The sequence below is a fragment of the Arthrobacter sp. NPDC097144 genome, from assembly GCF_044762205.1.
GTDB lineage: Bacteria > Actinomycetota > Actinomycetes > Actinomycetales > Micrococcaceae > Arthrobacter_B.
The window spans coordinates 148331-170445 of sequence record NZ_JBIWDW010000006.1 but is presented as its reverse complement, the minus strand read 5'-3'; the positions used below and the strand labels follow the sequence as shown (position 1 = coordinate 170445).

Here is a 22115-nt window from a genome sequence, read left to right as displayed (position 1 = left end):
CCTGTGGATAACCCGGCAGACAGCAGCAATGGGGCTAGAACTGAGTCCATGGACAATAACGGAACGGCCGGAATCTCTGCCCTGCCGGTAATTGAGCAGGGTTATCAGGTGGTCGGGTTCCTGGGATCGGGGCGTACGGCTGCGGTGTGGCTGATCCAGCGGGAGGGGGACGGTACCCGCTTTGCGCTGAAGATTCCGGAAGGGGCAGCCGGAGGGCCGGGTACCACCTTTGAAACCCGGCGTGAGCTGAACATCCTGACCCGGTATGAACATGTGAACCTGCTGCGCCTGCACACCGTGCTGGAAACGGACCAGGGGCCCGGGCTGTTGATGGAGCGGGCGGCTGGGGGCTCCTTCGCCCGTCTGTCCGGTGCGCGGGGGGCCCTGTCTCCGGGGGAGGCTGTCACCGTGCTGGTAGGCATAGCATCCGCACTCGATTATCTGCACGGCCTGAACGTGTCCCACTCGGACGTGTCCCCGGGCAATATCCTCTTCACTGCAAACGGCAAGCCGCTGCTTGCGGATCTGGGCACGGCTCGGCTGTTTGGGACAGGTGCGGGAGTATCTGCAGCCCCGGAAGAGGACATCTTTGCCTTGGCAGCTGCGGGATGGCTGGCCCTGACGGGACGGGCGCTGCCTCCGGCAGAGCGGCGCCTGCCGTTGGCTGCGCTGGTGCCGGGAGTTCCGGGCGCGCTCGCCGAGGCGGTTGATGCCGGTCTGCAGGAAAACCCGGGACTCCGCCCGGATGCCGCCGAGTTTTCCCGCATGGTTTATGCCGCGGCCGCCGCGCAGCCGTTGGACCTGGCATTGTCCGAGGCAGCGGCCGCGTTTCCCGAGCCGCAGACACGGCGCGCCCGCCGGCACGCCAATCAGGCAGCGGGCAGGGTGTGGAAGCAGCCCGTGAGATTGCGGCGCGAACAACCGGACCCGGAAGAACCGAGAGGTTCCCGGCGGCCCGGCCCGCTGGTGCTGGCAGGAGCAGGGGTCCTCGTGGCGGCCACCATGGCGCTGGGAGCTGTGGCCGTAGCAGCACCGGAGCTCCTGCAGGGCGGGGACAGGGAGTCTGCTTCGGCACAGGAAAAGACAGAGGGGGAGAGCAGAGCATCCGGGAATCGTGAATCGGACATCCTGCCGGCACCCGCGCCGGACCCGGAACCAGACCGCGGCCCTGGCCACGGGCCAGGGAACTCCGCGCCGCAGCCGGGGCCTGTGTCTTTGGCACTCACGCACGACCTGGACCTGCGGCAGATGGTGCGCGGTGAAGACCCGGTGCAGGCCGCTCGGGCACTCGCGGAACTGCGGGCACGGGCCTTCAGCGCTGCCGACCGGGAGCAGCTCAACAACGTCAACGCACCGCGCTCGCCGGCCATGGAAACGGATCAGGAGGAGATCGGCAAACTCAAGGCATCAGGCACCGTACTCGCTGGTCTCGGGGTGGAGATCGTCTCCGCCGAGCCGCTCCGCCCGGGTCCGGAAGGGCGGATCAGCGTTCGGGCAGGAGTTTCCACATCCGCCTACGAGGAACGGGACGCCGGAGGCGGCGTGGTGCGGAACGTGGCTGCGGTGCCCGCTCAGGACGTGGTGCTGGTGCTGCTGCCGAGTCCGGACGGGTGGCGCATTGAGGACGTCCTGGCACCGGCTGCCTGAGGCAACCGGATTCCTCTGGCCCTGGTTCGGGGCCAGTCCTAAGCTTTTGAACATGAGTGAGGATCCAGTCCAGACCAATCCGGATCACTACACCGTGGTGTTCGAAAATGACCGGGTGCGCGTGCTCGAATATCGGGACAAGCCCGGTCATCGCAGCACCATGCACATCCACCCGGACAGCGTCATGATTACTGCCAGCACTTTCCGGCGGCGCCTCAGCTCCGGTACCGGTTCAATGGAGGTGGAACTGCCGGCCGGCAGCGCCAGGTGGCTGCCGGCCCAGGAACACTACGGGGAGAACATCGGGGACACCGATACCCATGCGTTCTTTGTGGAGCTCAAGGAGCCGGGCCCGGCAGCCGCCGCACGGGAGGGCGGTGTCCTGGGTCCGGGTCTTCCCGACCGGTAAAGGGTGCGATTCGGCTAGGTTTGGGAGATGTTGACCCTGGAAACTCCCCGGCTGCTCCTTCGCCCCTATACCGACGACGACGCCGCGTTCGTCCTCGACCTGTACTCGCGCCGGGAAGTTCAGCAGTTCCTGGGCGTTTCCCCGAAACTGATGAAGGATTCCGCCGAAGCGCTGGCCTTGATCGCCGCCTGGAACAGGTTGGATGACGGCACCTGCGGCGTCTGGGCCGTCCAGGTCATGGACGCCGCTGGTTCGGAGCACCTTGCCGGGACGCTGCTGTTGAAGCCCATTCCGGCGTCCGGGCCCGAACGAAAGCCGTCCGGGGACATCGAAATTGGCTGGCACTTCCACCCGGACAGCTGGGGAAAGGGATACGCGCCGGAGGCCGCAGCTGCTGTTTTGGACCATGCACTGGCCCGGGGCCTGCCGAAGGTGGTGGCCGTCATCAATCCTGCCAACGGAGCTTCCCGGCGGGTGTGCGAGAAAGTCGGCCTGCATCATCAGGGAACCTCGGACCGGTACTACAACGCCGTCTGTGAACTCTTCAGCACAGAAAGGCCGGCCTGTCCCTGAGCGGCCGGGACGTTCCTGAAAGATAGGATCGCACCATGAGCCCAACTGCCTACCTCCGTTATCCCGACCTGCACGGCGACCTTCTCACCTTCGTGGCCGAAGACGACGTCTGGATGGCTCCGGCCACCGGCGGCCGCGCCTGGCGCGTTTCGGCAATGGCATTGCCCGCGCGCAGTCCGAAGTTCTCCCCGGACGGCACCGCCCTGGCCTGGCAGGTGGTCCAGGGCGGGGCTCCGGAAATCGTCACGGCGGATGCGGAGGGCGGAAACTTCCGGCAGCTGACCTTTTGGGGCAGCCAGAGCACCCGTCTGAAGGGCTTCAATTCGGCGGGCCAGATCATTGCCACTACCTCGGTGGAGCAGGAGGACAATCGGCTGCGCTGGGCTTTCAGTGTGCCGCTGGACGGTTCGGCCCCCACAAAGCTCCCCTTCGGGCCGGTGGAAACGATCGCTGAAGGGCCCGCCGTCGGAGACGAGCGCCCGGTGGTCATTGGCAGCATGCTGACCCGTGAGCAGGCCTGGTGGAAGCGTTACCGCGGGGGTACGGCAGGGAAACTGTGGATCGATTCGGACGGCCTCGGGGAATTCGAACGCCTGGTTCCCGAACTCGACGGCAATCTTTCGGACCCGATGTGGATTGACGGCCGCATCGTCTTTCTCTCCGATCATGAGGGGTACGGCAACCTCTACTCGGTCACGCCCCGCGGCACCGACCTGCGCCGGCATACCGATTTCGACGGCTTTTACGTGCGGCATCCTTCCTCCGACGGGACGCGCATCGTCTTTGAGTCCGCCGGACAGCTTTGGCTCCTGACGTCGCTGGATGCGCACGCCCAGCCGGTGGAAATAGTCCTTGGCTCGGCAGGCAGTGCCCGCCGACCGCGGCCGCTGGACGTATCAAAGCACCTTGCAGAGGTTGTTCCCGAAGCCACGGGTGCGGCCAGCATCGTTGAATCCCACGGCACCCTGCACTGGCTGACGCACCGTGACGGGCCTTCCCGTGTTATTCGAGCGGACTCAGCCGTACGCGCCCGCCTGGGCCGGCCGCTGGGGAATTCCCGGGCAGTGTTTGTGGCCGACGACGGCGGCGAAGAAGCCCTTTACCTCAAGGACGTCTTCGCTGATATCGACGCCGGTGCCGCGGCCGCAGAATCGATGGGGAACCTGGCCCTGGACAGGCCCGCCGCGGCACACCGCCCGGAGGCCACCGGCGAAGGCACCGGCTTTGTCCTGCCCAGCCCGGTGCCCGCGGCCGGGGCGGCCGGATCGAACGTCCGGGAGCAGCGCGGCGCCGGCCCCGGGAATCCGGACGCCGAACAGCATCAGGAGGCGTTGGATGACCCGCGAAAGACAACGGGGGCAGGCACCGTCCGCGTTGGCTTCGAGCGTCCAACCCGGGTCAGCCAGCTGGTGCCCGGCCCGGACGGCCGGCACGTGGGCGTGGCGACCGAGTACGGTGAAGTCTTTGTGCTTGATGTTGCTGCGGCGCAGCTCGTCCCGGTAGCTGCCTCCCAGTATGGAGCGGTTGACCAGCTGGCCTTCTCGCCTGACTCCCAGTGGCTCGCCTGGGCTGAGCCCGTCAGCGCCGAGGGCCGCACCAAGATCCGCCTGCGCTCCGTACTGGACGCCGCAGCACCGGTGCTGGACGTGACCGACGGCCGGTTCACCGACCACGATCCGTCCTTCACCACGGACGGCCGATACCTGGCATTCCTCTCCGAACGCAGCTTTGATCCGGTGTATGACACCCACCGGTTCGACCTGAGCTTCCCGTCCTCCACCAAGCCCTTCCTGGTGGCGCTTGCTGCCGGGACGCCCTCGCCGTTCGGCCCGTCGGTTTCCGGCGGCGGGTTGCCGGACGCCACGAACCCGGCGGCGGAGGACACCGCATCGAAGGCGGACTCCTCCACGGCCAAGGTGCCGGCCGTAAGGGTGGACGCAGAGCGGATAGGGGACCGCATTATTGCCGTTCCCGTCCCGCAGGGGCGTTATGACAGGCTCCGTGCCGCTGAAGGTGCCCTGCTCTGGCAGGCCACGGACATATTTGGAGTGACCGGCGACGGGAGGGCCACTGCTGCAGACCGCGAACCGGCATCCCGGCTGGAACGCTTTGACCTGGCGAAGAAGGAAACTGCCGTCCTGGTGCCGGCCCTGGATAGTTTCGAGGTCAGCGGCGACGGCACCAAGGTGGTGGTGCGTCACGACGGCGGTGTCCGGGTGGTCCCGGCAGGCTCCAAGGTGGAAGAGGACTCCGCCGAGAGCATCCGCGTTGATCTGGACCGTATCCGCGTCCGGGTTGATCCGGTCAAGGTCTGGGGCCAGGCCTTCGACGAGGCCTGGCGCCTGCAGCGGGATTTCTTCTGGGCTCCGGACATGGGCGGCCTGGACTGGAAGGGCGTGCACGACCGGTACCGTCCGCTGGTGCAGAATCTCGGCAGCCACGATGACCTGGTGGACCTGCTGTGGGAGATGCACGGCGAGCTGGGCACGTCCCACGCCTATGTCACTCCAGCGCCCGTCACGGAACAGGGATCAGGGGGCCAGGGATTCCTCGGGGCAGACCTGCGGCCGGGAGTCCGCGGGTGGGAAGTGGTGCGTATCCTCGGCGCGGAGTCTTCCGACCCGCAGGCCACCTCGCCGCTGAGCGCGCCCGGCGCAGACGTTCATCCCGGGGACATCATCGCCGCGGTCGACGGCGTTCCGGTGCCGCCGGGCGAAGGCCCCGCCCCGCTGCTGGCGGGTGCAGCCGGACGCACGGTGGAGCTGACCATCGTCTCCGCAAACGACGGCGCCCCGCCCGCGCAGCGCCGCATTGCCGTCGTTCCCCTGCGCAGCGAGGAGCGGCTCCGCTACCAGAACTGGGTGCATGCGAACCGCCGCATGGTCCGTGAAGCGTCCGGCGGCGCCTTCGGTTACCTGCATATTCCCGACATGGTGGCCAACGGCTGGTCGCAGCTGCACCGGGACCTGGATCAGGAAGCATCCCTGCAGGCCCTGGTGGTGGATATCCGGCGCAACCGCGGAGGACATACCTCCCAGCTGGTGGCGGAACTGATCGGCCGGAAGGTCACGGCGTGGGCTAACCCCCGCGGCGGCCAGCCCTCCACCTATCCGGCCCATGCCCCGCGCGGGCCCGTGGTGATCCTGGCGGATGAATTCGCCGGTTCAGACGGAGACATCATCACCCAAACCGCGAAGCTGCGCAGCATCGGTCCGGTGGTGGGCACCCGCACCTGGGGCGGCGTCGTAGGCATTGACGGCCGCTTTGGCCTGGTGGACGGCACCGTGGTGAACCAGCCGCGGTTTGCCTACTGGTTCACCGGCGGCGTGGGGTGGGGCGTGGAGAACCGCGGGGTGGATCCGGATATCGAGGTGGCATTCCCGCCGCAGGCTTATGTGGCGGGGGAAGACCCGCAGCTGGAGCACGGCGTGGGAATCCTGCGAGAAATGCTCTCAGAACTGCCCACCGACCAGCCTCCGGCCTTTGCGGGCTACCGGTCCCTTCAGCCTGCTCCGCTTCCGCCGCGTCCGCAGGCGGAACTGGGGCCGGTGATATTGGATGAGGGGACGGTCCCCGGACCAATTGCGGCCTCCGGGTGGGGCCCGGACATTTCCTAGTTCCCGGGAGCCGGCGGCAGACGCGATCGGGCGTCTGCCGCTCAAGAGCGCCGGATGGCTTTGCCAGCGTTGTAGGGCGTTGGCGGCGCCGGTAAAGTCAAGCAGATGGGTACGTCTCCCGATTCCCCACCAAAGCACCCCGTCGCCGTCGGCGTTTTTTCCTGACCCCGCGCAGCCTCGGAGCAAGGAACAAGAATGAGTACCGGCACCCGCCCGTCATACCTGCGCTGGGCAGCTATCGCACTCGTCTTTGTGGGCGGCGGATTCGGTGCCGCCAGCCGCGAGGGCCTTTCGCTCGTTATCCCCAACCTCGGCCAGGTGCCGGTCGCCATCCCCATCATCAACGTGGTTGGCGCGTTCCTGCTCGGCTACCTCTACGAAGCCGTCACCCGTCTGGACAGCGCGCGTCCCACGGGCGCCAACCTCAAGCTGCTTCTGGGCACGGGATTCTGCGGCGGCTTTACTACCTACAGTTCCCTGGCCACCGACACCGCGGTGCTCTTCCGCGACGGGCTGCCGGGCTCCGCGGTAATTTACGCCCTCGCAACAGTGATCGTGGGCGCCTGCGCCACCTGGGCAGGCATCGCCATTGCGACTGCGGTCAACGACCGCAGCACAGGGCAGCGCAAAGACCAGCAGGAGGACGCGACATGACACCCGGAATTTTCCTGCTGCTCGCCCTGGCCGGCGGTGTGGGCGCCGTGGTGCGGTTCATGTTGGACGGATTCATCCGAGCGCACTCCAAGACACGTTTCGCGTGGGCGACGACGATCATCAACGTCTCCGGCTCCCTCGTGCTGGGCTTTCTGACCGGCCTCACCATCGAGCACCTGGTGTCAACCGATGCCAGCATCGTGATCGGCACCGGGTTCCTCGGCGGTTATACGACCTTCAGCACGGCGAGCTACGAGACGGTGCAGCTGATGAAAAAGGGCCGCTACGGTGCGTCATTCGTCAGCGGTATTGTCATACTCGTGCTTTCCGTAGCCGCTGCTGTGATCGGTCTTTGGGCCGGCGCGGAGCTGTAAAGAGCGTGCCGGCCGCAGGTTCGGCACCGTCAGCCCGCAGCCGGCGCGGCCGTACTGTCACGGATGACGAGCCGCGTTGCGAGGTCCATCCGGGGGATGGTTTCGAGGGTGCTCTCACTCATGCGGATCACGAGCCGCGCCGCTTCCTCGGCCATCTCCGTGAGCGGCTGATGCACAGTTGTGAGTGCAGGACTGGACCACTGGGCAAGCTGCAGATCGTCGTAACCGACGATGGACAAATCAGCGGGCACCCGCAGCCCAAGGGTTCTGGCAGCCTCGATGACGCCTAGCGCCTGAAGATCGCTTCCCGCGAAGATCGCGGTGGGGCGGTCGGGCAGCGTCAGGAGTTCGAGCGCGATGCTGCGGCCCCCGTCGACCCGGAAGTTGCCGAATCGAACGAAGCGTTCATCGATCTTGATACCGGCCGAGTTCATGGCGGATCGGTATCCGTCGACGCGGGCGAAGGAGCACATCATGTCGTCCCGGCCGGTGATCGCGGCAATCCGGGTGTGTCCCAGTTCGATGAGATGGCGAGTGGCAACGAGGCCGCCGGACCAGTTCGCCGACCCGACCGCGGGGACGTCGGGGGCCGGATCGCCGGCCGGGTCGATGACCACGAACGGAATGGCGCGGGATTGGAGGGCCGCCTTCGCTTCCGCCGCGAGACCGGCGAAGACGAGCACCACCCCCACCGGGCGCCGGCGGAGAACCCCGGTGATCCAGGCGGGGGAGGGGGAGTGGCGGTCACCCGATTCGGTCAGTACGACGCTCAAATCGTTGGCACTGGCGACATTTTCGACTCCACGGATAATCTCCATGGCCCAGGCTCTCTCGAGTTCGGGGAAAACGAGCTCGATCAAGGTGTCTCTGTTGGTCAGGCCCGGGCGGCGTTGGTATCCGTGCTTGCCGAGGAGCTCTTCGATTTTCGCCCGTGTCGGGGCGGATACATCTGACCGCCCATTGAGGACTTTCGAAACCGTGGAGAGTGAAACTCCGGCCTCATCGGCCAATTCAGTGAGTTTGACCTTGCGACCTGAGTCGGCCATGGGGGTCCAATCTGTATTTGTTGCGGAAAACACTTGCGTTTCACCGTGCCACTGCTAGGCTCACACCACACTAAGTGCTTTCGACGCAAATGTCGAAACTTTCGAGAGGCGTTCAAAGATGAACAAGCACCGTATCAGGAAGCTGCTGACAGTTGGGGCGGCGACGGCAATCGCGCTTGGCGGCCTGTCAGCGTGTGGCTCCGACAGTGGAGCAACAGAAGATGGTGAGGTCACCATGACGTTCTGGCATAACTCGACCACGGGCGCCGGCAAGGCGCACTGGGACAAGACGATCGCAGCGTTCGAGGAGGCAAACCCCGGCGTCAAGATCAACGCTCAGTCCATCCAGAACGAGGAGATGGACGGGAAGCTCCAGACGGCACTGAACTCCGGCGATGCACCCGACATCTTCATGGCGCGCGGCGGCGGCAAGCTTGCGGATGTCGTTGCGGCCGGACAGGCCATGGATATTACTGATTCCATCGACGACGCCACCAGGGCGGCTGTGCCCGAAGGTGTTTTGAACGCCTTCGCGGTCGACGGCAAGATTTACGGAATGCCGACCGCGGTGCTGCCTGGTGGCATCTTCTACAGCCAGGACCTCCTCACCGAAGCGGGCGTCGACGCGGCTCCGACAACTATGGATGAGCTCGGCTCCGCCGTAGACAAACTCAAGGCTGCCGGAATCGCCCCCGTCGCCGTCGGCGCCAAAGATGCCTGGCCTGCTGCCCACTGGTACTACTTCTTCGCGCTGCGGGCCTGCTCGCAGGACACGATGAATGAAGCGGCCGAGTCGAAGAAGTTTGACGACCCGTGCTGGCTCGAGGCTGGAAAGGAGATGGAATCGTTCGTGAAGACGGAACCGTTCAACGACGGATTCCTCACCACCTCGGCACAGCAGGGAGCAGGCAGCTCTGCAGGTCTCCTTGCAAATCACAAAGCAGCAATGGAACTCATGGGCGCATGGAACCCGGGTGTCATCGCATCGCTGACCCCTGATGAAAAGCCGCTGGAAGACCTGGACTGGTTCCCGTTCCCGGCTGTCGACGGAGGTGACGGCGCCGAGGGCGCCATGATGGGTGGCGTCGACGGATTCACCTGCTCCGCTCAGGCACCGAAAGAGGAATGCACGGCATTCCTGAACTTCTTCATGCAGCAGGAGTACCAGGAGGACTACGCGGAGGCGTTCCAGACCCTCCCCGCCAACCAGGATGCCCAGGCAGTTGTCACCGACCCGGCGCTCCAGTCGATTCTCCAGGCGTACAACGACGCACCGTACGTTACGGTGTGGCTCGACACCCTGTTCGGCCAGAACGTCGGGAACGCACTGAACAAGGGCGTTGTCGACATGCTCGCCGGTCAGGGCTCTGCTGAAGACATCGTCTCCGCTGTGAACGACGCAGCGGCCAAGGGATAGCAGCAGATAATGACTGAACCTGCAGGCGGTGCTCCGTTGATGACGGAAACGCAGCCACCGCGGGGCACGGCCACGGCAGGGGACGGCGCTCGCGTGTCGTCCCCTGCCGCACCGCGGCCCAGGCGGCGTCCAACGGACTGGCGCAAGCGCCTCGAGATCACGCTTCTGGCGGGGCCGGCCGTCTTCGTTTTTGTCGGCTTCGTCATCTTCCCGGTTGTCCTCGCCGGCTACTACGGCTTCTTCCGCTGGAAGGGCTTTGGGCCGGCCACAGACTTCGTCGGTTTCGAAAACTACAAGATCATCTTCCAGGACAGCGCGTTCCACGACGTGCTGCTTCACAACGGTTTCATCCTGGTGCTCTCCCTGGTCATCCAGGGCCCCATTGCAGTGGTCCTGGCCCTCTTGCTCAACCGGAGTATCCGGGGCCGCTCGCTCATCCGCGTCCTCATCTTCGTCCCGTACATCATCTCCGAGGTCATTGTCGGGATCGGCTGGGGTCTCATGCTGCAGACATCCGGTGCCGTCAATGGAATGCTCGACAGCATCGGGCTGGGAGCGTTCAAGGCGGACTGGCTCTCTGATCCGAAGATCGCCATCTGGTCCCTGATGGTGATCATCTCCTGGAAGTACATCGGATTTGCCGTCATCCTTTTCCTGGCCGGACTGCAAAGCATCCCCAACGAACTGTTCGAGGCGGCCGCGATCGACGGCGCCAGCTACTGGCAGATCCAGCGCGCCATTACGCTGCCGCTCCTCGGGCCGACCGTGCGGATCTGGGCGTTCCTGTCAATCATCGGTTCGCTGCAGTTGTTCGACCTGGTCTTCATCATCTGGGGCCAGTACGTCGCCTCCACTGCCGGGACCTCGACCATGGCCACCTACATGGTCGCCAACGGACGCACGTCGGGCAACTTTGGCTACGGCAGCGCTGTCGCCGTCGTCATGTTCCTGATCTCCCTCGTCATCGCATTGATCTACCAGCGGTTTGTTCTTCGGCGCGACACCGCCGGCGCCCTCACGTCAGGAAAGAAGTGATGACTGTTCTCGAAACTCCCACGCTCCAGCGCAAAAAGCGTCCGCCGAGGGAACGCCAGCCCTGGGGCAGCCCCGCGACCTACTTCGTCGCCTTTGTCTTCATCTCGCTCTGTCTCGGGCCGGTCATCTACATCATTCTCGGCGGGTTCCGCGACAACTCGCAGATCACCAATTCTCCCGCGGGATTCCCGAGCCCGTGGAATTTCAGCAACTACGCGGAGGTGCTCGCGAGCCCAACCTTCTGGCAGCAGGTCACCAACTCGGCGATTGCCGCGATCGCTACGACCATTGGCGTGGTGGTGCTCGGCCTGATGGCAAGCTTCGTCCTCGCGCGATACACCTTTGTCGGTCGCGGAGCGATGTATTCACTTTTCGCCGCCGGGCTCATGTTCCCGATGACCGTGGCGATCACGCCGCTCTACATCCTCGTCAGGGATCTGGGCCTGATGAACAGCCTGGGGGGCGTAATTCTCCCGCAGATCGCTTTCGGCCTGCCGGTGACGATCATCATCCTGGTGCCGTTCCTCAAGGCCATCCCCGATGAGATCGAAGAGGCGGCGTCGATCGACGGTACCAGCCGGCTGGGCTTCTTCTTCCGGATGGTCGTTCCTTTGTCGCTTCCGGGCGTGGTGACTACAGGCATTCTTGCTTTCGTGGCGAGCTGGAACAGCTATCTTCTGCCGCTGTTCATCCTCAGTGACCAGGCGTCGTACACCCTGCCGCTCGGAGTCCAGGCGTTCGCTTCGCAGTATTCGGTGGACACGGCAAAGGTACTCGCCTTCACCTCACTGTCCATGATTCCAGCACTGATATTTTTCACGCTGTTCGAGCGTCGCATCGTCGGCGGACTCACCGGCGCAGTCAAAGGTTAGGACTTTCCTTGAGCAACACGACATCCACGACGACGACGCCATGGCGCGACGTCAGTGCATCCGCTTCGGACCGCGTCGAAGCACTCCTCGCCGAGCTCACGCTCGAGGAGAAGATTGCCCAACTGTTCGGCGTCTGGGTCGGTGCGTCCAGCGAGGGCGGGGACGTTGCCCCGCATCAGAACGACATGGACGACCTCGTTGACCTCGACGCGCTCCTGCCGAACGGGCTCGGCCAGCTGACCCGGCCATTCGGCTCGGCTCCGGTCGACCCGGCGCTCGGGGCGCTGTCCCTCCTCCGCAGCCAGCGCCGGATTGCGGCAGCCAACCGGTTCGGCATCCCGGCTGTTGCGCATGAAGAGTGCCTCGCCGGCTTCGCTGCTTGGGGGGCAACCGCCTATCCGGTGCCCCTCGCCTGGGGCGCTTCCTTCAATCCCGCACTCATTGAACGGATGTCACGCCGCATCGGGTCTGACATGCGCTCGGTCGGCATCCACCAGGGCCTTGCCCCGGTGCTCGACGTGGTGCGGGATGCCCGCTGGGGCCGGGTCGAGGAGACTATCGGTGAGGACCCGTATCTCATAGGCACCATCGGAACGGCGTATGTCCGCGGCCTCGAGTCCGCAGGGATAGTGGCAACTCTCAAGCACTTCGTCGGATACTCGGCGTCGAAGGCCGGGCGTAACCTCGCGCCGGTCTCGGTCGGTCCGCGCGAACTCGCTGACGTGCTGCTCGTCCCGTTCGAAATGGTCATACGCGAAGGAAAGCCGCGTTCCGTTATGCACTCCTATACCGACTTCGACGGTGTGCCGTCCGCGGCTGACGAGTCGCTGCTCACCGGTGTCCTGCGCGACACCTGGGGTTTCGACGGTACCGTCGTGGCCGACTACTTCGGGATCGCCTTCCTGAAACTTCTTCACGGCGTCGCGGGTTCGTGGGGCGAGGCCGCCGCTCTCGCGCTCACTGCGGGCGTGGACGTCGAACTGCCGACGGTGAAGACCTTCGGTGCGCCGTTGACTGAAGCGGTTCGGTCGGGTGCCCTGCCCGAGGCGGTCATAGACCGTGCCCTCCGGCGTGTGCTGCGCCAGAAGGTGGAACTCGGACTGCTTGATCCTGACTGGGATGCCACGCCCGAAGCGTTGCGGGACGCCGACGTGGACAACGCGGAAAGCATCCGCGGCACCGTCGACCTGGACAGCACCGGTAACCGGACGGTCGCGCGCGAGATCGCCGAACAGTCCATCGTGCTCTTGAGCAACGACGGGACCCTGCCGCTCGCCGCCCCGCGCCGGATTGCCGTTGTCGGGCCGACAACCGACGACCCCTTCGCCGTTCTCGGCTGCTATTCGTTCCCTGCACATGTGGGCGTGCAGCACCCCGGCACGGCCCTTGGCATCGAACTGCCGACCCTGCTGGATAGCCTCCGCATCGAGTTTCCCGAAGCCGATATCGAGTACGTTCCCGGGACGACGATCGACGGAGGAGAAACCGCCGGGATCGCTGCGGCGGTGGACGCCGCAACGCGGGCCGACGTCGTCGTCGTCGCCCTCGGCGACCGGGCGGGGCTCTTTGGCCGCGGCACGAGCGGTGAGGGCTGCGACGTCGAATCGCTCCGGCTGCCCGGCGCCCAACAGATCCTTCTCGACGCCGTCCTGGCAACATCGACTCCTGCCGTTGTCACCCTGCTCGCTGGACGCCCGTACGCGCTGGGATCCGCCGTCACCGGCGCCGGCGCGATCGTGCAGGCGTTCTTCGCAGGAGAAGAAGGAACCGCCGCGCTTGCCGGCATCCTCTCCGGCCGCGTCAATCCGAGCGGACGCCTGCCTGTCAGCATCCCGGCCTCAGAGGGAACGCAGCCGTCCACCTACCTGGCCGCTCCGCTGGGACGCTCCAACGGAGTGTCGAGCATTGATCCGACCGCAGCCTTCGCGTTCGGCCACGGGATCGGGTATTCGACCTTTGAGTGGAGCGCCGGCCAGCATGGGCCGGGTACGGTCGGAGTCGACGGCACAGCGACCCTGGGACTGCGTCTCCGCAATATCGGGGACCGTTCCGGGACCGAAACCGTCCAGGTCTACCTCCACGATCCCGTCGCGTCAGTGGTGCGCCCGGTGCAGCGTTTGGTCGGCTTTCAGCGCGTTGACCTGTTGCCGGGTGAATCCGTTGAGCTTTCGATCCACATCCCCGCAGACGTCACCAGCTTCACCGGCCGAAACGGGGAGCGGATCGTCGAACCGGGGGAGATCGTCCTTAGTCTTGGAGCGTCGAGCACCGATCTGCGGATCACGCGGTCGGTGGAGCTCTCCGGTGAAACCCGCGTCGTGGGCTTCGAGCGGGCCTTCCACACGATTTTCACCGAGATCGCACGCAGCACCTCATGAGTGTCGACCACCGGCGGGGAACCACGCACGTCACCGTGCTGGACTCCGTCGGCAACCCTGTGCGCAACGCGGATGTCACCGTCGAACAGAAGCGCCATGACTTCGCCTTCGGCAACATCGGTTTCGACTTCATCCCGCTCGCGAATGGGGAGGCCGAGCAGGAAGCCTCGGCGGGGCCCGTTTTCGGCGGGGCAGGGCTTGCCGGGCCGCCGGATCTTAAGGCGATGTGGCTCGACCTCTTCAACACAGCGACCCTTCCGTTCTACTGGCGGGGATTCGAGCCGACCCGCGGCACGCCTGACACCCGAAGGCTTCTCCGGACCGCCTCGTGGTTCGCTGAGCACGGAGTGAAGGTCAAGGGGCATCCGCTGACCTGGCACACGCTCGCGCCCGAGTGGCTCACCGGTTTACCGGTTACGGAGATCGAGAAGCTGCAATGCGAGAGGATCCGCCGCGAGGTGACCGATTTTTCCGGGGTCATCGACACGTGGGACGCCATCAATGAAGCCGTCATCATGCCCGTGTTCACTGCGGAGGAAAACGGTATCACCCGGCTTGCGCAGAGCCTGGGCCGGGTGCCCATGATTCAGCTCGCGTTCGAGGAAGCCCGCGCCTCGAACCCTTCGGCGACGCTCGTCCTGAACGACTTCGACATGTCGAGCGACTACGAGGCTCTGATCGAGCGCGTCCTCGAAGCGGGGATCACTGTGGACGCGATCGGCCTGCAGACGCACATGCACCAGGGATATTGGGGAGAAGAGACCATGCAGGCGATGGTCGACCGATTCGCCCGCTTCGGGCTGCCCCTCCATCTGACCGAGACGACTCTGCTGTCGGGGGACCTCATGCCGCCGGAGATCACCGACCTCAACGACTATCAGATCCCGTCATGGCCATCGACACCCGAGGGAGAGGCCAGACAGGCGGACGAGATCGTGCGCCACTACCGCTCACTCGTAAGCCACCCGGCGGTGGAGGCCATCACCTACTGGGGGATCACCGACGACGGAGCATGGCTTGGTGCGCCGGGCGGGTTCGTTCGCGCTGACGGCACGCCGAAACCCTCGTTTTACGCGCTGCGGTCCCTCATCAAGGGGCAGTGGTGGCTGCCGCGAACGGTGATGCGCACGGATCATGAGGCACGCTTGCCGATCACGGGTTTCTTCGGTGATTACGTGATTGAGCACGACGGACAGAGCGCACCGGTCTCGCTCTCGCGGGGGCATGAAACGGCCACCGTACAATTCGGCTGACTCCGGCGCGACGAACGACTCAGGGGCGCTTGGCCGCGGGAAGGTAATGGGCAATGACCAGGAACACCCAGGTGGTGAGGATGTACGGCCAGGTGTAAGTGGGGGCGTCAAGGCGGTGCATCACCACCGTGACCACAGCGGTCACCACCGTTCCCACCACGGCCAGCACCCAGGAGATCGTGTTGCTGCGCAGAAACACCACGGCGAGCGCGATGGCGGTGAGGACACCGGAGTAGCCGGCGAGACCGTTTGCGGTTTCGGTGAGCGACTCGCCCATTGCCAGGGCACACAGGCTGCCCACCACGCTGCCGAGCAGCCCGGCCAGGCCGATTTTCCAGCCGGCCACGAACAGCCCGAGCAGGATGAGGGCTCCGGACCACTCGTTGTTGATGAGCACCACCTCAGACACATTTGTCAGCAGGGAGCGTGCGAAGGCCAGCGACGCCGAGTCGATGGTTTCAGACTGCGCGGCACTTACATGCATCGATTCGGTGCTGAGCAGTATCACCGTCGCTACGATGCAGAACGGTGCCGTCGTCGACGGCAGGTTGTAGACCTTCAGTGGCGTCTTCGTGAACAGCGCAACCACCAGCCAGGTCACGGGCGCGCAAAGCAAACCGCCGACGAGCGCGATCGGATACGACTCCCACCGCCCGCCGATGGCGGAGTAGGTCCCGGCACCGACGAGGGCGCCGCAGAATCCCTGCATGCCCGATGTCACCGAGGTGGAATCGGCCTTGAGCAGGCGCCCTCCCACTGTGTTTCCCGCGCAGCCAATCAGCACCAGCACTGCCATGCGCCAATCCGCTACGGCGAAGGCAACCAGAATCAGCAGCGCCGTATAGACATTGCTTTGGAAGAAGATTTGCGAAAGCCCCTCGCACCACCCTTTCAGCCATCCTGTACCTGAGATGGACGGGCTCGGTGCTGCCGCTGCTGCGCTGCTCATGTGATGTCCCCGCCCGGGGCGTCGTGCCGCGGCGCTCCTGTTTCTGTTTCCGGCTTCGGCTTTGTGCCTGGATCGGGTCCGCCCTGTGCAGCTGGGTCGCCCACGGCGCCCGCCCCGCTGCCCGCCAGCGCCCACCGCTGCTCCACATGGCCGAACCGCCAGTAGGCGGTGGAGGTGAACCAGACCAGTATCAGCGTGCCGACGACGATGTAGCCGGCGTTCTCAAGGTCGATGGCGGCCACCCAGCCGGTGAGGGGGTCGCGCAGCCCCAGCTTCTCGTTCAGCAGCCCGACCAGCTCGATGCCGCCGATCATGACGGCGATCATGACCGAAAGCCCGGTGATGGTGAGGTTGTAGTACAGCTTGCGGACGGCGTTGACGCTCGCCCAACCGTAAGCCTTCACCATCACGGCAGAGTCAAGGGTGTCGAACAGGCTCATGCCGGCCGCAAAAATCAGGGGCAGGCAGAGGATGGCGTACCAGGGCAACCCTGTCGCAGCCCCTGTTCCGGCCAGGACCAGCAGGGCGATCTCACTGGCGGTGTCGAAGCCGAGCCCAAACAGAAAGCCGACGGCGTACATCTTTCCCGGCCGGTCGATGGTCCGCAGCATCGGCCGGATGAGCCGGCTGATGAGGCCCCGGCCCTGAAGATGCCGCTCCAACTGCAACTCATCGAGGTCGCCGTTGCGGGATGCCCGCCAAACCTTGAGGATTCCTACGAATGCCACGGCGTTGATGAGACCGATCAGCAGCAGGAAGACGCCGGACACCAAGGTGCCGAACACGCCGAGCCCGTTGCGCACTTCATTGCCGTCGCTGCTCAGGCCCACCGCCCAGCTAACCCCGAGTGCCAGCAGAGCCGCCATCAGAAAGACGATGGTGGAGTGTCCGAGGGAAAAGAACAGGCCAACCCCTGCGGCCGGCTTGCGCAGGTCCACAAGTTTGCGGGTGGTGTTGTCGATGGCGGCGATGTGGTCCGCGTCGAAGGCATGCCTGACGCCGAGCACATAGGCCACAACAGCAATCCCCACTCCGAAGATGGAGGACCCCAGCTGCAGATGCAGCGGCTCGACCAGGAAGAAGAAGAGTCCGAATCCCGCGATGTGCAGGAGCGCAACCGGAATGAAGGCACGCACCACCTGCGCCCGGTAGGATCGCACCGGCTTCATCGCCGTATCTTGCGCCGTAGCCCGTTCTATCACCGTAAGTCCCCTCTAGCTCTTTCGAATGACGGGTGCCTGCCGCCCGGTCAGCAGTTCGTGGACCGCTGATGCCGCGGCGGTGTTCGCGGCAGCCACAGCCACGGTGTCATTGCCCACCAGGCGCATCCACACGCCGGCATCGTGCGGCAGCGTGCTCACCCCGTAGATGAGGTCGCCTCCGCTGTCACCGAGTACCCGGTGCAGCGTGTCAGCGAGCTGGGCCGGTGAAGCCAGCGGCGTGAGGACGTAGAGCATGGTGAGCACATCGTGGTCCGCGAGCACGCCCAACCCGTTCACGCCGTCGGCCGCTCCGCCGGGTTCCGCACCCTTCTGCGGGCACAGCCGCACCCGGTCGAGGGCGACCAGGCGGCCGTCCGGCCGCCGTACCTCGAGGTCCGAGGCGTAGACGTCGTACGCATGCCGCTCTCCGCGGGCGAGCCTGCCGGCATACACGGTCTCGCCCAGCAGCAGTGTTGCCGACTCGTCGAGTACCACCGAGGTTTGCTGGTAGAAACGCGAATCCGCGAAGGGCACGGTGGGCTCAGGCAGGTACTCAACGTAGGCGTCCTGCTCCACCTCAATATTCATGATCGCGGCGGCGTAGTCGTGGTCCATGCGGTAGACCCGGGTGTGGGTCTGTGTGGCCAGGTATGCCGACGTTCCGGGGCCGAAATGAAGGTCCGTGCGCAGCCGGTCTCCCTGCAGGATGCCGCCGCCGGAGGACATGAGGTAGGTGTAGGCCATGTCGGGACGCAGGGGATTGAAGTAGAGCGGATGCATGATCTGCAGCGGCGACTTCTGATAGTGCTGCACGAGCTCGGTGCGCCCGCGGTTACGGGCAAACCCCAGCTGCAGCACGCCCACCTTGCCCGGGCTGCCAACGGGCAGGGTGGGCACCCCGGCATGGCGCAGCACTTCGGCAGGCACCCGGGCCGGCTCATAGTAGGCCGGCTGGAGCCGGTAACCTCCGGTGCTCGGTTCCCGGCCGCCGGTCTGCCGGGGCGGCAGGGCAGGCGCGGGGATTACGCCGTCGTCAGCCGGGGTAGCCCCGGGGGGTGTTGGCGCATTCCGCGGTTCCGTCACCTTAACCGTCATCCGATGAGCTCGGTTCTGGCGCCGTTCCACTGGGTCATGATCTCCCGGTACAGTTCGTCGACCCCGTGCCCGGTGAGCGAGTTCGTCAGCACCACGGGCCGGTTCTCACGCACCCGGTGCGCATCGGACTCCATCACGTCCAGGTTCGTGCGCACGTACTGCGCAATGTCGATCTTGTTGATCACCAGGATGTCGCTGTCCGTAATGCCGGGCCCGCGCTTGCGCGGCATCTTCTCGCCCTCGGCGGTGTCCAGCACGAACACGAACACATCTGCGAGCGCGGGCGAGAAGGTAAGCGTGAGGTTGTCGCCGCCCGATTCGTAAATCAGGGTGTCGATATCGGGAAACCGTTCCAGCATTTCCGCACCGACGGCCAGGTTCATGGTCGGATCATCACGTACGGCAGTATGCGGGCAGGAACCGGTCTCAACACCCATCACCCGCTCGGGGTCCAGGATGCCCGCCAGCTCCCGGCGCACATGGTGGGCGTCTTCCTGGGTATAGATGTCATTCGTGATTACGCCGGGTGTGCGCCCGGCTTCAATGAGCAGCGGCACCAGTGCCTCTGTCAGCGCAGTCTTCCCGCTGCCTACGGGACCGCCGATGCCAATCCTCAAAACGTTCTCGCTCATCAGTTCCTCATTTCAGTGATCTCTGGTGTTCTTCTGCCTGTCCGTGCGGGCGTCAGCTGGCAAACAGCCGAGCCTCGGCTCTCTCGTGCCGGGCCGACATGATGTCGGCCATGGGTGCGCAGCCGCCAATGTCGGCAAGATCGCGCTCAAGGGCTTCCTCCGTCGCCCGCTCGATCACCGCGGCCGTCTCCAGCAGGATTGCCTGGGCGTGCCGGTGGTCGGTCAGCCGCAGCCGCAGGGCGGCTCCAACAAAGCTCGCCGAAAAAGCGAACAGGTCCGATGCCACTGCCTGCCGGGTGGTTACCCCGTTGGCGGCATACACCACCGCCGTCGCGACCGGCTGGCAGCCGGGTGTGCTGCGCAGCCGCACCCGTTCGCTGTACTCCGCGAGCAGCACGTTATCGATCAGTTCGGCACCCAAATCGATCAGCTGGTGCCCGCTGCGCACGGAGGCGGTGCGCATCTCCGCGTTGAGTTTTGAGGCGAACAACCGTTGGTCGATCTCCTGGACGAGTTCGACGTCGCCTCCTGCCGCCGCACGGTGAGCGGCGGCAAGCGCAGTGCCGTCCCCCGGCCCCACGGAGTGCAGCAGCAACTCAGCGAGCAGCTGCTGCACTCCGTGCCGGGACACAAGCCGGGCCTGGCTGTAAGCCTCGAGCCCGTGGGACATGGTGTAAAAGCCGCTGGGAAAGGCCGAATCTGCGAACTGCAGGCTGGTCAGCAACTGGTTTACATCCGTCATCCGGTGCCCCTAGGCGAGGAAGAACAGCTGAGTCAGCGGCAGTGTCTGCGCCGGCGGAATCGTGGCCAGCGTCCCGTCGTATGTCACGTCGTACGTCTCGGGGTCAACTTCGATATGCGGCGTCGCGCTGTTGCGTACCATGTTCTCCTTCCCGAGGCCGCGGCACCCGTGGACCGGAAGGATCTGGCTTTCCAGCCCGAGCCGCTCCGGAACGCCTTTGTCGATGGCCGACTTGGACATGAACGTCGCCCGCGTGCTCTGCAGCGTCTTGCCCTGCGCGCCGAACATGGGACGGTAAAACACCGGCTGCGGTGTCGGCAGCGAGGCGTTCGGGTCTCCCATCAGGGCCCAGTTGATCAGGCCGCCCTTGACGATCAGTTTGGGCTTGGCGCCGAAGGAGCCGACTGGCCAGAGCACGATGTCGGCCATCTTGCCCTCTTCCAGCGAGCCGATGTAATCGGATACGCCCTGGGTGATGGCCGGATTGATCGTGATCTTGGCGAGATAGCGCAGTACCCGGAAGTTGTCGTTGTCGGCACTGTCTTCCGGAAGGGCGCCGCGCTGGTCCTTGCAGTGGTGGGCAATCTGGAAGGTGCGCATGAACGACTCTCCGATGCGGCCCATGGCCTGGGAGTCGGAGGAAACCATCGAAATGATCCCCTCGTCATGGAAGACCGTCTCGGCCGAGATCGTCTCGGCACGCACGCGGGAGTCGGCGAAGGCTACGTCTTCGGGGATGTCATGGGAGAGGTGGTGGCAGACCATCACCATGTCCAGCAGTTCGTCAACCGAGTTGGCGGTGTAGGGCAGGGTGGGGTTCGTCGAGGACGGGAGTACGTTGGGATGACCGGCCACCTTGATGATGTCCGGTGCGTGCCCGCCGCCGGCACCCTCGGTGTGGAAGGTGTGGATAGTGCGGCCGTCGATGGCATCGAGCGTGTTTTCGACATACCCGGCCTCGTTGAGGCTGTCCGTGTGCACTGAAACCTGCACGTCGTACGCGTCAGCAACGGAAAGCGCGTTGCTGAGCGCGGCCGGTGTGGAACCGTAGTCCTCATGCACCTTGAGTCCGCATGCCCCGCCCTGCACCTGTTCGATCAGGGCTTCGGGCAGCGATCCGTTGCCCTTGCCGAGGAAACCCATGTTCACCGGCATCGCCTCGGCCGACTCCAGCAGCCGGGCAAGATTCCACACCCCCGGGGTGGTCGTGACGCCGTTGGTGCCGTCGGTTGGTCCCGTACCGCCGCCGAAGAGGGTGGTGATGCCGTTGGAGAGGGCGGCCAGGGCCTGTTCCGGCGAAATGTAGTGCACGTGCGAGTCGATGCCGCCGGCGGTGGCGATAAGGTGCTCGCCGGCCAGCAGCTCGGTGCCCGGGCCAACCACAAGCCGCGGATCCACTCCGCTCATGGTGTGCGGGTTGCCCGATTTGCCGATGCCGGCGATCTTCCCGTCGCGCACACCGATGTCGCCCTTAACAACGCCGAGCACCGGATCCAGGATGATGGCGTTGGTGATGACCAGGTCAAGCACGCCCTCCGCGTCAGTTGCAGACGGGTCCGCAGCCATGCCGTCACGGGCTGTTTTCCCGCCGCCGTAGACCACCTCGTCGCCGTAATGGCCCTCGTTGTAATCCTTCTCAATCTCGATCACCAGATTGGTGTCGGCCAAGTGGACCCGGTCGCCAACCGTGGGACCAAAGAGGTCCGTGTACTGCTTGCGCGAGATGATAGCCATTACTTGTTCCCCTTAGATGCGTCGCCGGTTGCGTTGGCACTGGGTTTGGCGCTCGGTTTACCGTTTTTGAATTCGAGTTCTTTCATGCGTGCCATCGCCCGGATTTTCGTTGCAGCGGAGTCGAGCCCGCCGTCCACGAGGTTGTTGAAGCCAATCACCCGCCGGATTCCGGCGTACGCGGTGAGTGTCACTTCACGGGTGTCGCCGGCCTCCAGCCGGATGCCGGTCCCCGCGGGCACATCCAAATGCATGCCGTAGGCAAGTTCCCGTTCGAAGAGGAGTGCCTTGTTGGCCTCGAAGAAGTGGAAGTGCGAGCCAATCTGCACGGCCCGGTCGCCGGTGTTGCTTACCAGCAGGGTGACGCTTGGCCTGCCGGCGTTAATCTCGATGTCTTCGTCTTTATGGTGATAGGTGGGGCTGCCCAGCATGGTGTTTCCTTCCCTTGCGGCGCGATGCGGGGTCGCTGCGCGCGGCATTGCGGTGTAG

General features: G+C 65.2%; 18 protein-coding genes and 1 pseudogene. 11 read left to right on the top strand and 8 right to left on the bottom strand.

The features are described 5' to 3' along the window. Positions 1-48: 48 nt before the first annotated feature. From ACIQXM_RS14810 to crcB, 6 genes are all read left to right on the top strand, one after another. Positions 49-1647 (top strand): serine/threonine protein kinase, encoded by a 1599-nt coding sequence (locus tag ACIQXM_RS14810; protein WP_400932810.1) that lies wholly within the window; start codon positions 49-51, stop codon positions 1645-1647. 52 nt (positions 1648-1699) lie between these two features. Further along, positions 1700-2056, top strand: coding sequence for a cytoplasmic protein (locus ACIQXM_RS14805; protein WP_400932808.1), 357 nt, complete (start codon positions 1700-1702; stop codon positions 2054-2056). 27 nt (positions 2057-2083) lie between these two features. Then, positions 2084-2629, top strand: a complete 546-nt coding sequence (locus tag ACIQXM_RS14800; protein WP_400932807.1) for a GNAT family N-acetyltransferase — start codon at positions 2084-2086, stop codon at positions 2627-2629. A gap of 35 nt (positions 2630-2664) precedes the next feature. Beyond that, a complete protein-coding gene (locus ACIQXM_RS14795; protein ID WP_400932805.1) occupies positions 2665-6246 on the top strand; it encodes a S41 family peptidase in 3582 nt (1193 codons plus the stop codon). A gap of 195 nt (positions 6247-6441) precedes the next feature. After that, a complete protein-coding gene (locus ACIQXM_RS14790) occupies positions 6442-6900 on the top strand; it encodes a fluoride efflux transporter FluC (protein ID WP_400932803.1) in 459 nt (152 codons plus the stop codon). Beyond that, complete coding sequence (gene crcB, locus ACIQXM_RS14785) at positions 6897-7274, top strand: fluoride efflux transporter CrcB (protein WP_400932801.1); 378 nt, start codon at positions 6897-6899, stop codon at positions 7272-7274. The genes ACIQXM_RS14790 and crcB overlap by 4 nt, the downstream gene beginning before the upstream one ends. Before the next feature lie 29 nt (positions 7275-7303). On the opposite strand, the gene ACIQXM_RS14780 is transcribed toward crcB, so the two are convergent. Continuing rightward, complete coding sequence (locus ACIQXM_RS14780) at positions 7304-8320, bottom strand: LacI family DNA-binding transcriptional regulator (RefSeq protein WP_400932799.1); 1017 nt, start codon at positions 8318-8320, stop codon at positions 7304-7306. 118 nt (positions 8321-8438) lie between these two features. Here ACIQXM_RS14780 and ACIQXM_RS14775 point away from each other — a divergent pair, with 118 nt between their 5' ends. The 5 genes from ACIQXM_RS14775 to ACIQXM_RS14755 are packed head-to-tail and all read left to right on the top strand — an operon-like array spanning position 8439 to position 15275. Beyond that, a complete protein-coding gene (locus ACIQXM_RS14775) occupies positions 8439-9737 on the top strand; it encodes an ABC transporter substrate-binding protein (RefSeq protein WP_400932797.1) in 1299 nt (432 codons plus the stop codon). A 9-nt stretch (positions 9738-9746) separates the two neighbouring features. Then, the gene (locus ACIQXM_RS14770) at positions 9747-10772 is read left to right on the top strand and encodes a carbohydrate ABC transporter permease (protein WP_400932795.1); all 1026 of its coding nucleotides are present in this window, start codon (positions 9747-9749) and stop codon (positions 10770-10772) included. Further along, complete coding sequence (locus ACIQXM_RS14765; RefSeq protein WP_400932793.1) at positions 10772-11644, top strand: carbohydrate ABC transporter permease; 873 nt, start codon at positions 10772-10774, stop codon at positions 11642-11644. Before ACIQXM_RS14770 ends, ACIQXM_RS14765 begins: the two co-directional genes overlap by 1 nt. A gap of 8 nt (positions 11645-11652) precedes the next feature. Next, the gene (locus ACIQXM_RS14760) at positions 11653-14022 is read left to right on the top strand and encodes a beta-glucosidase (RefSeq protein WP_400932791.1); all 2370 of its coding nucleotides are present in this window, start codon (positions 11653-11655) and stop codon (positions 14020-14022) included. Continuing rightward, on the top strand, positions 14019-15275 hold the full coding sequence (locus ACIQXM_RS14755) for an endo-1,4-beta-xylanase (RefSeq protein ID WP_400932790.1): 1257 nt from the start codon (positions 14019-14021) through the stop codon (positions 15273-15275). Before ACIQXM_RS14760 ends, ACIQXM_RS14755 begins: the two co-directional genes overlap by 4 nt. Positions 15276-15294: 19 nt before the next feature. On the opposite strand, the gene ACIQXM_RS14750 is transcribed toward ACIQXM_RS14755, so the two are convergent. The 7 genes and pseudogenes from ACIQXM_RS14750 to ACIQXM_RS14720 form a co-directional block, all read right to left on the bottom strand. Further along, complete coding sequence (locus ACIQXM_RS14750; RefSeq protein WP_400932788.1) at positions 15295-16224, bottom strand: urea transporter; 930 nt, start codon at positions 16222-16224, stop codon at positions 15295-15297. Then, entirely contained in the window at positions 16221-17393 is a 1173-nt protein-coding gene (locus tag ACIQXM_RS14745) for a HoxN/HupN/NixA family nickel/cobalt transporter (protein WP_400932786.1), read from the bottom strand. Before ACIQXM_RS14745 ends, ACIQXM_RS14750 begins: the two co-directional genes overlap by 4 nt. 45 nt (positions 17394-17438) lie before the next feature. Further along, on the bottom strand, positions 17439-18509 hold the full coding sequence (locus ACIQXM_RS14740) for an urease accessory protein UreD (protein ID WP_400932785.1): 1071 nt from the start codon (positions 18507-18509) through the stop codon (positions 17439-17441). Between the two features lie 8 nt (positions 18510-18517). Next, positions 18518-19153, bottom strand: a complete 636-nt coding sequence (gene ureG, locus ACIQXM_RS14735; protein ID WP_400932783.1) for an urease accessory protein UreG — start codon at positions 19151-19153, stop codon at positions 18518-18520. Between the two features lie 52 nt (positions 19154-19205). Next, positions 19206-19895 (bottom strand): urease accessory protein UreF, encoded by a 690-nt coding sequence (locus ACIQXM_RS14730; RefSeq protein ID WP_400932781.1) that lies wholly within the window; start codon positions 19893-19895, stop codon positions 19206-19208. A gap of 9 nt (positions 19896-19904) precedes the next feature. Then, a complete protein-coding gene (gene ureC, locus ACIQXM_RS14725) occupies positions 19905-21629 on the bottom strand; it encodes an urease subunit alpha (protein WP_400932779.1) in 1725 nt (574 codons plus the stop codon). Between the two features lie 119 nt (positions 21630-21748). Continuing rightward, positions 21749-22057 (bottom strand): annotated as a pseudogene (locus ACIQXM_RS14720) (urease subunit beta); the annotation flags it as partial. Positions 22058-22115 lie beyond the last annotated feature (58 nt).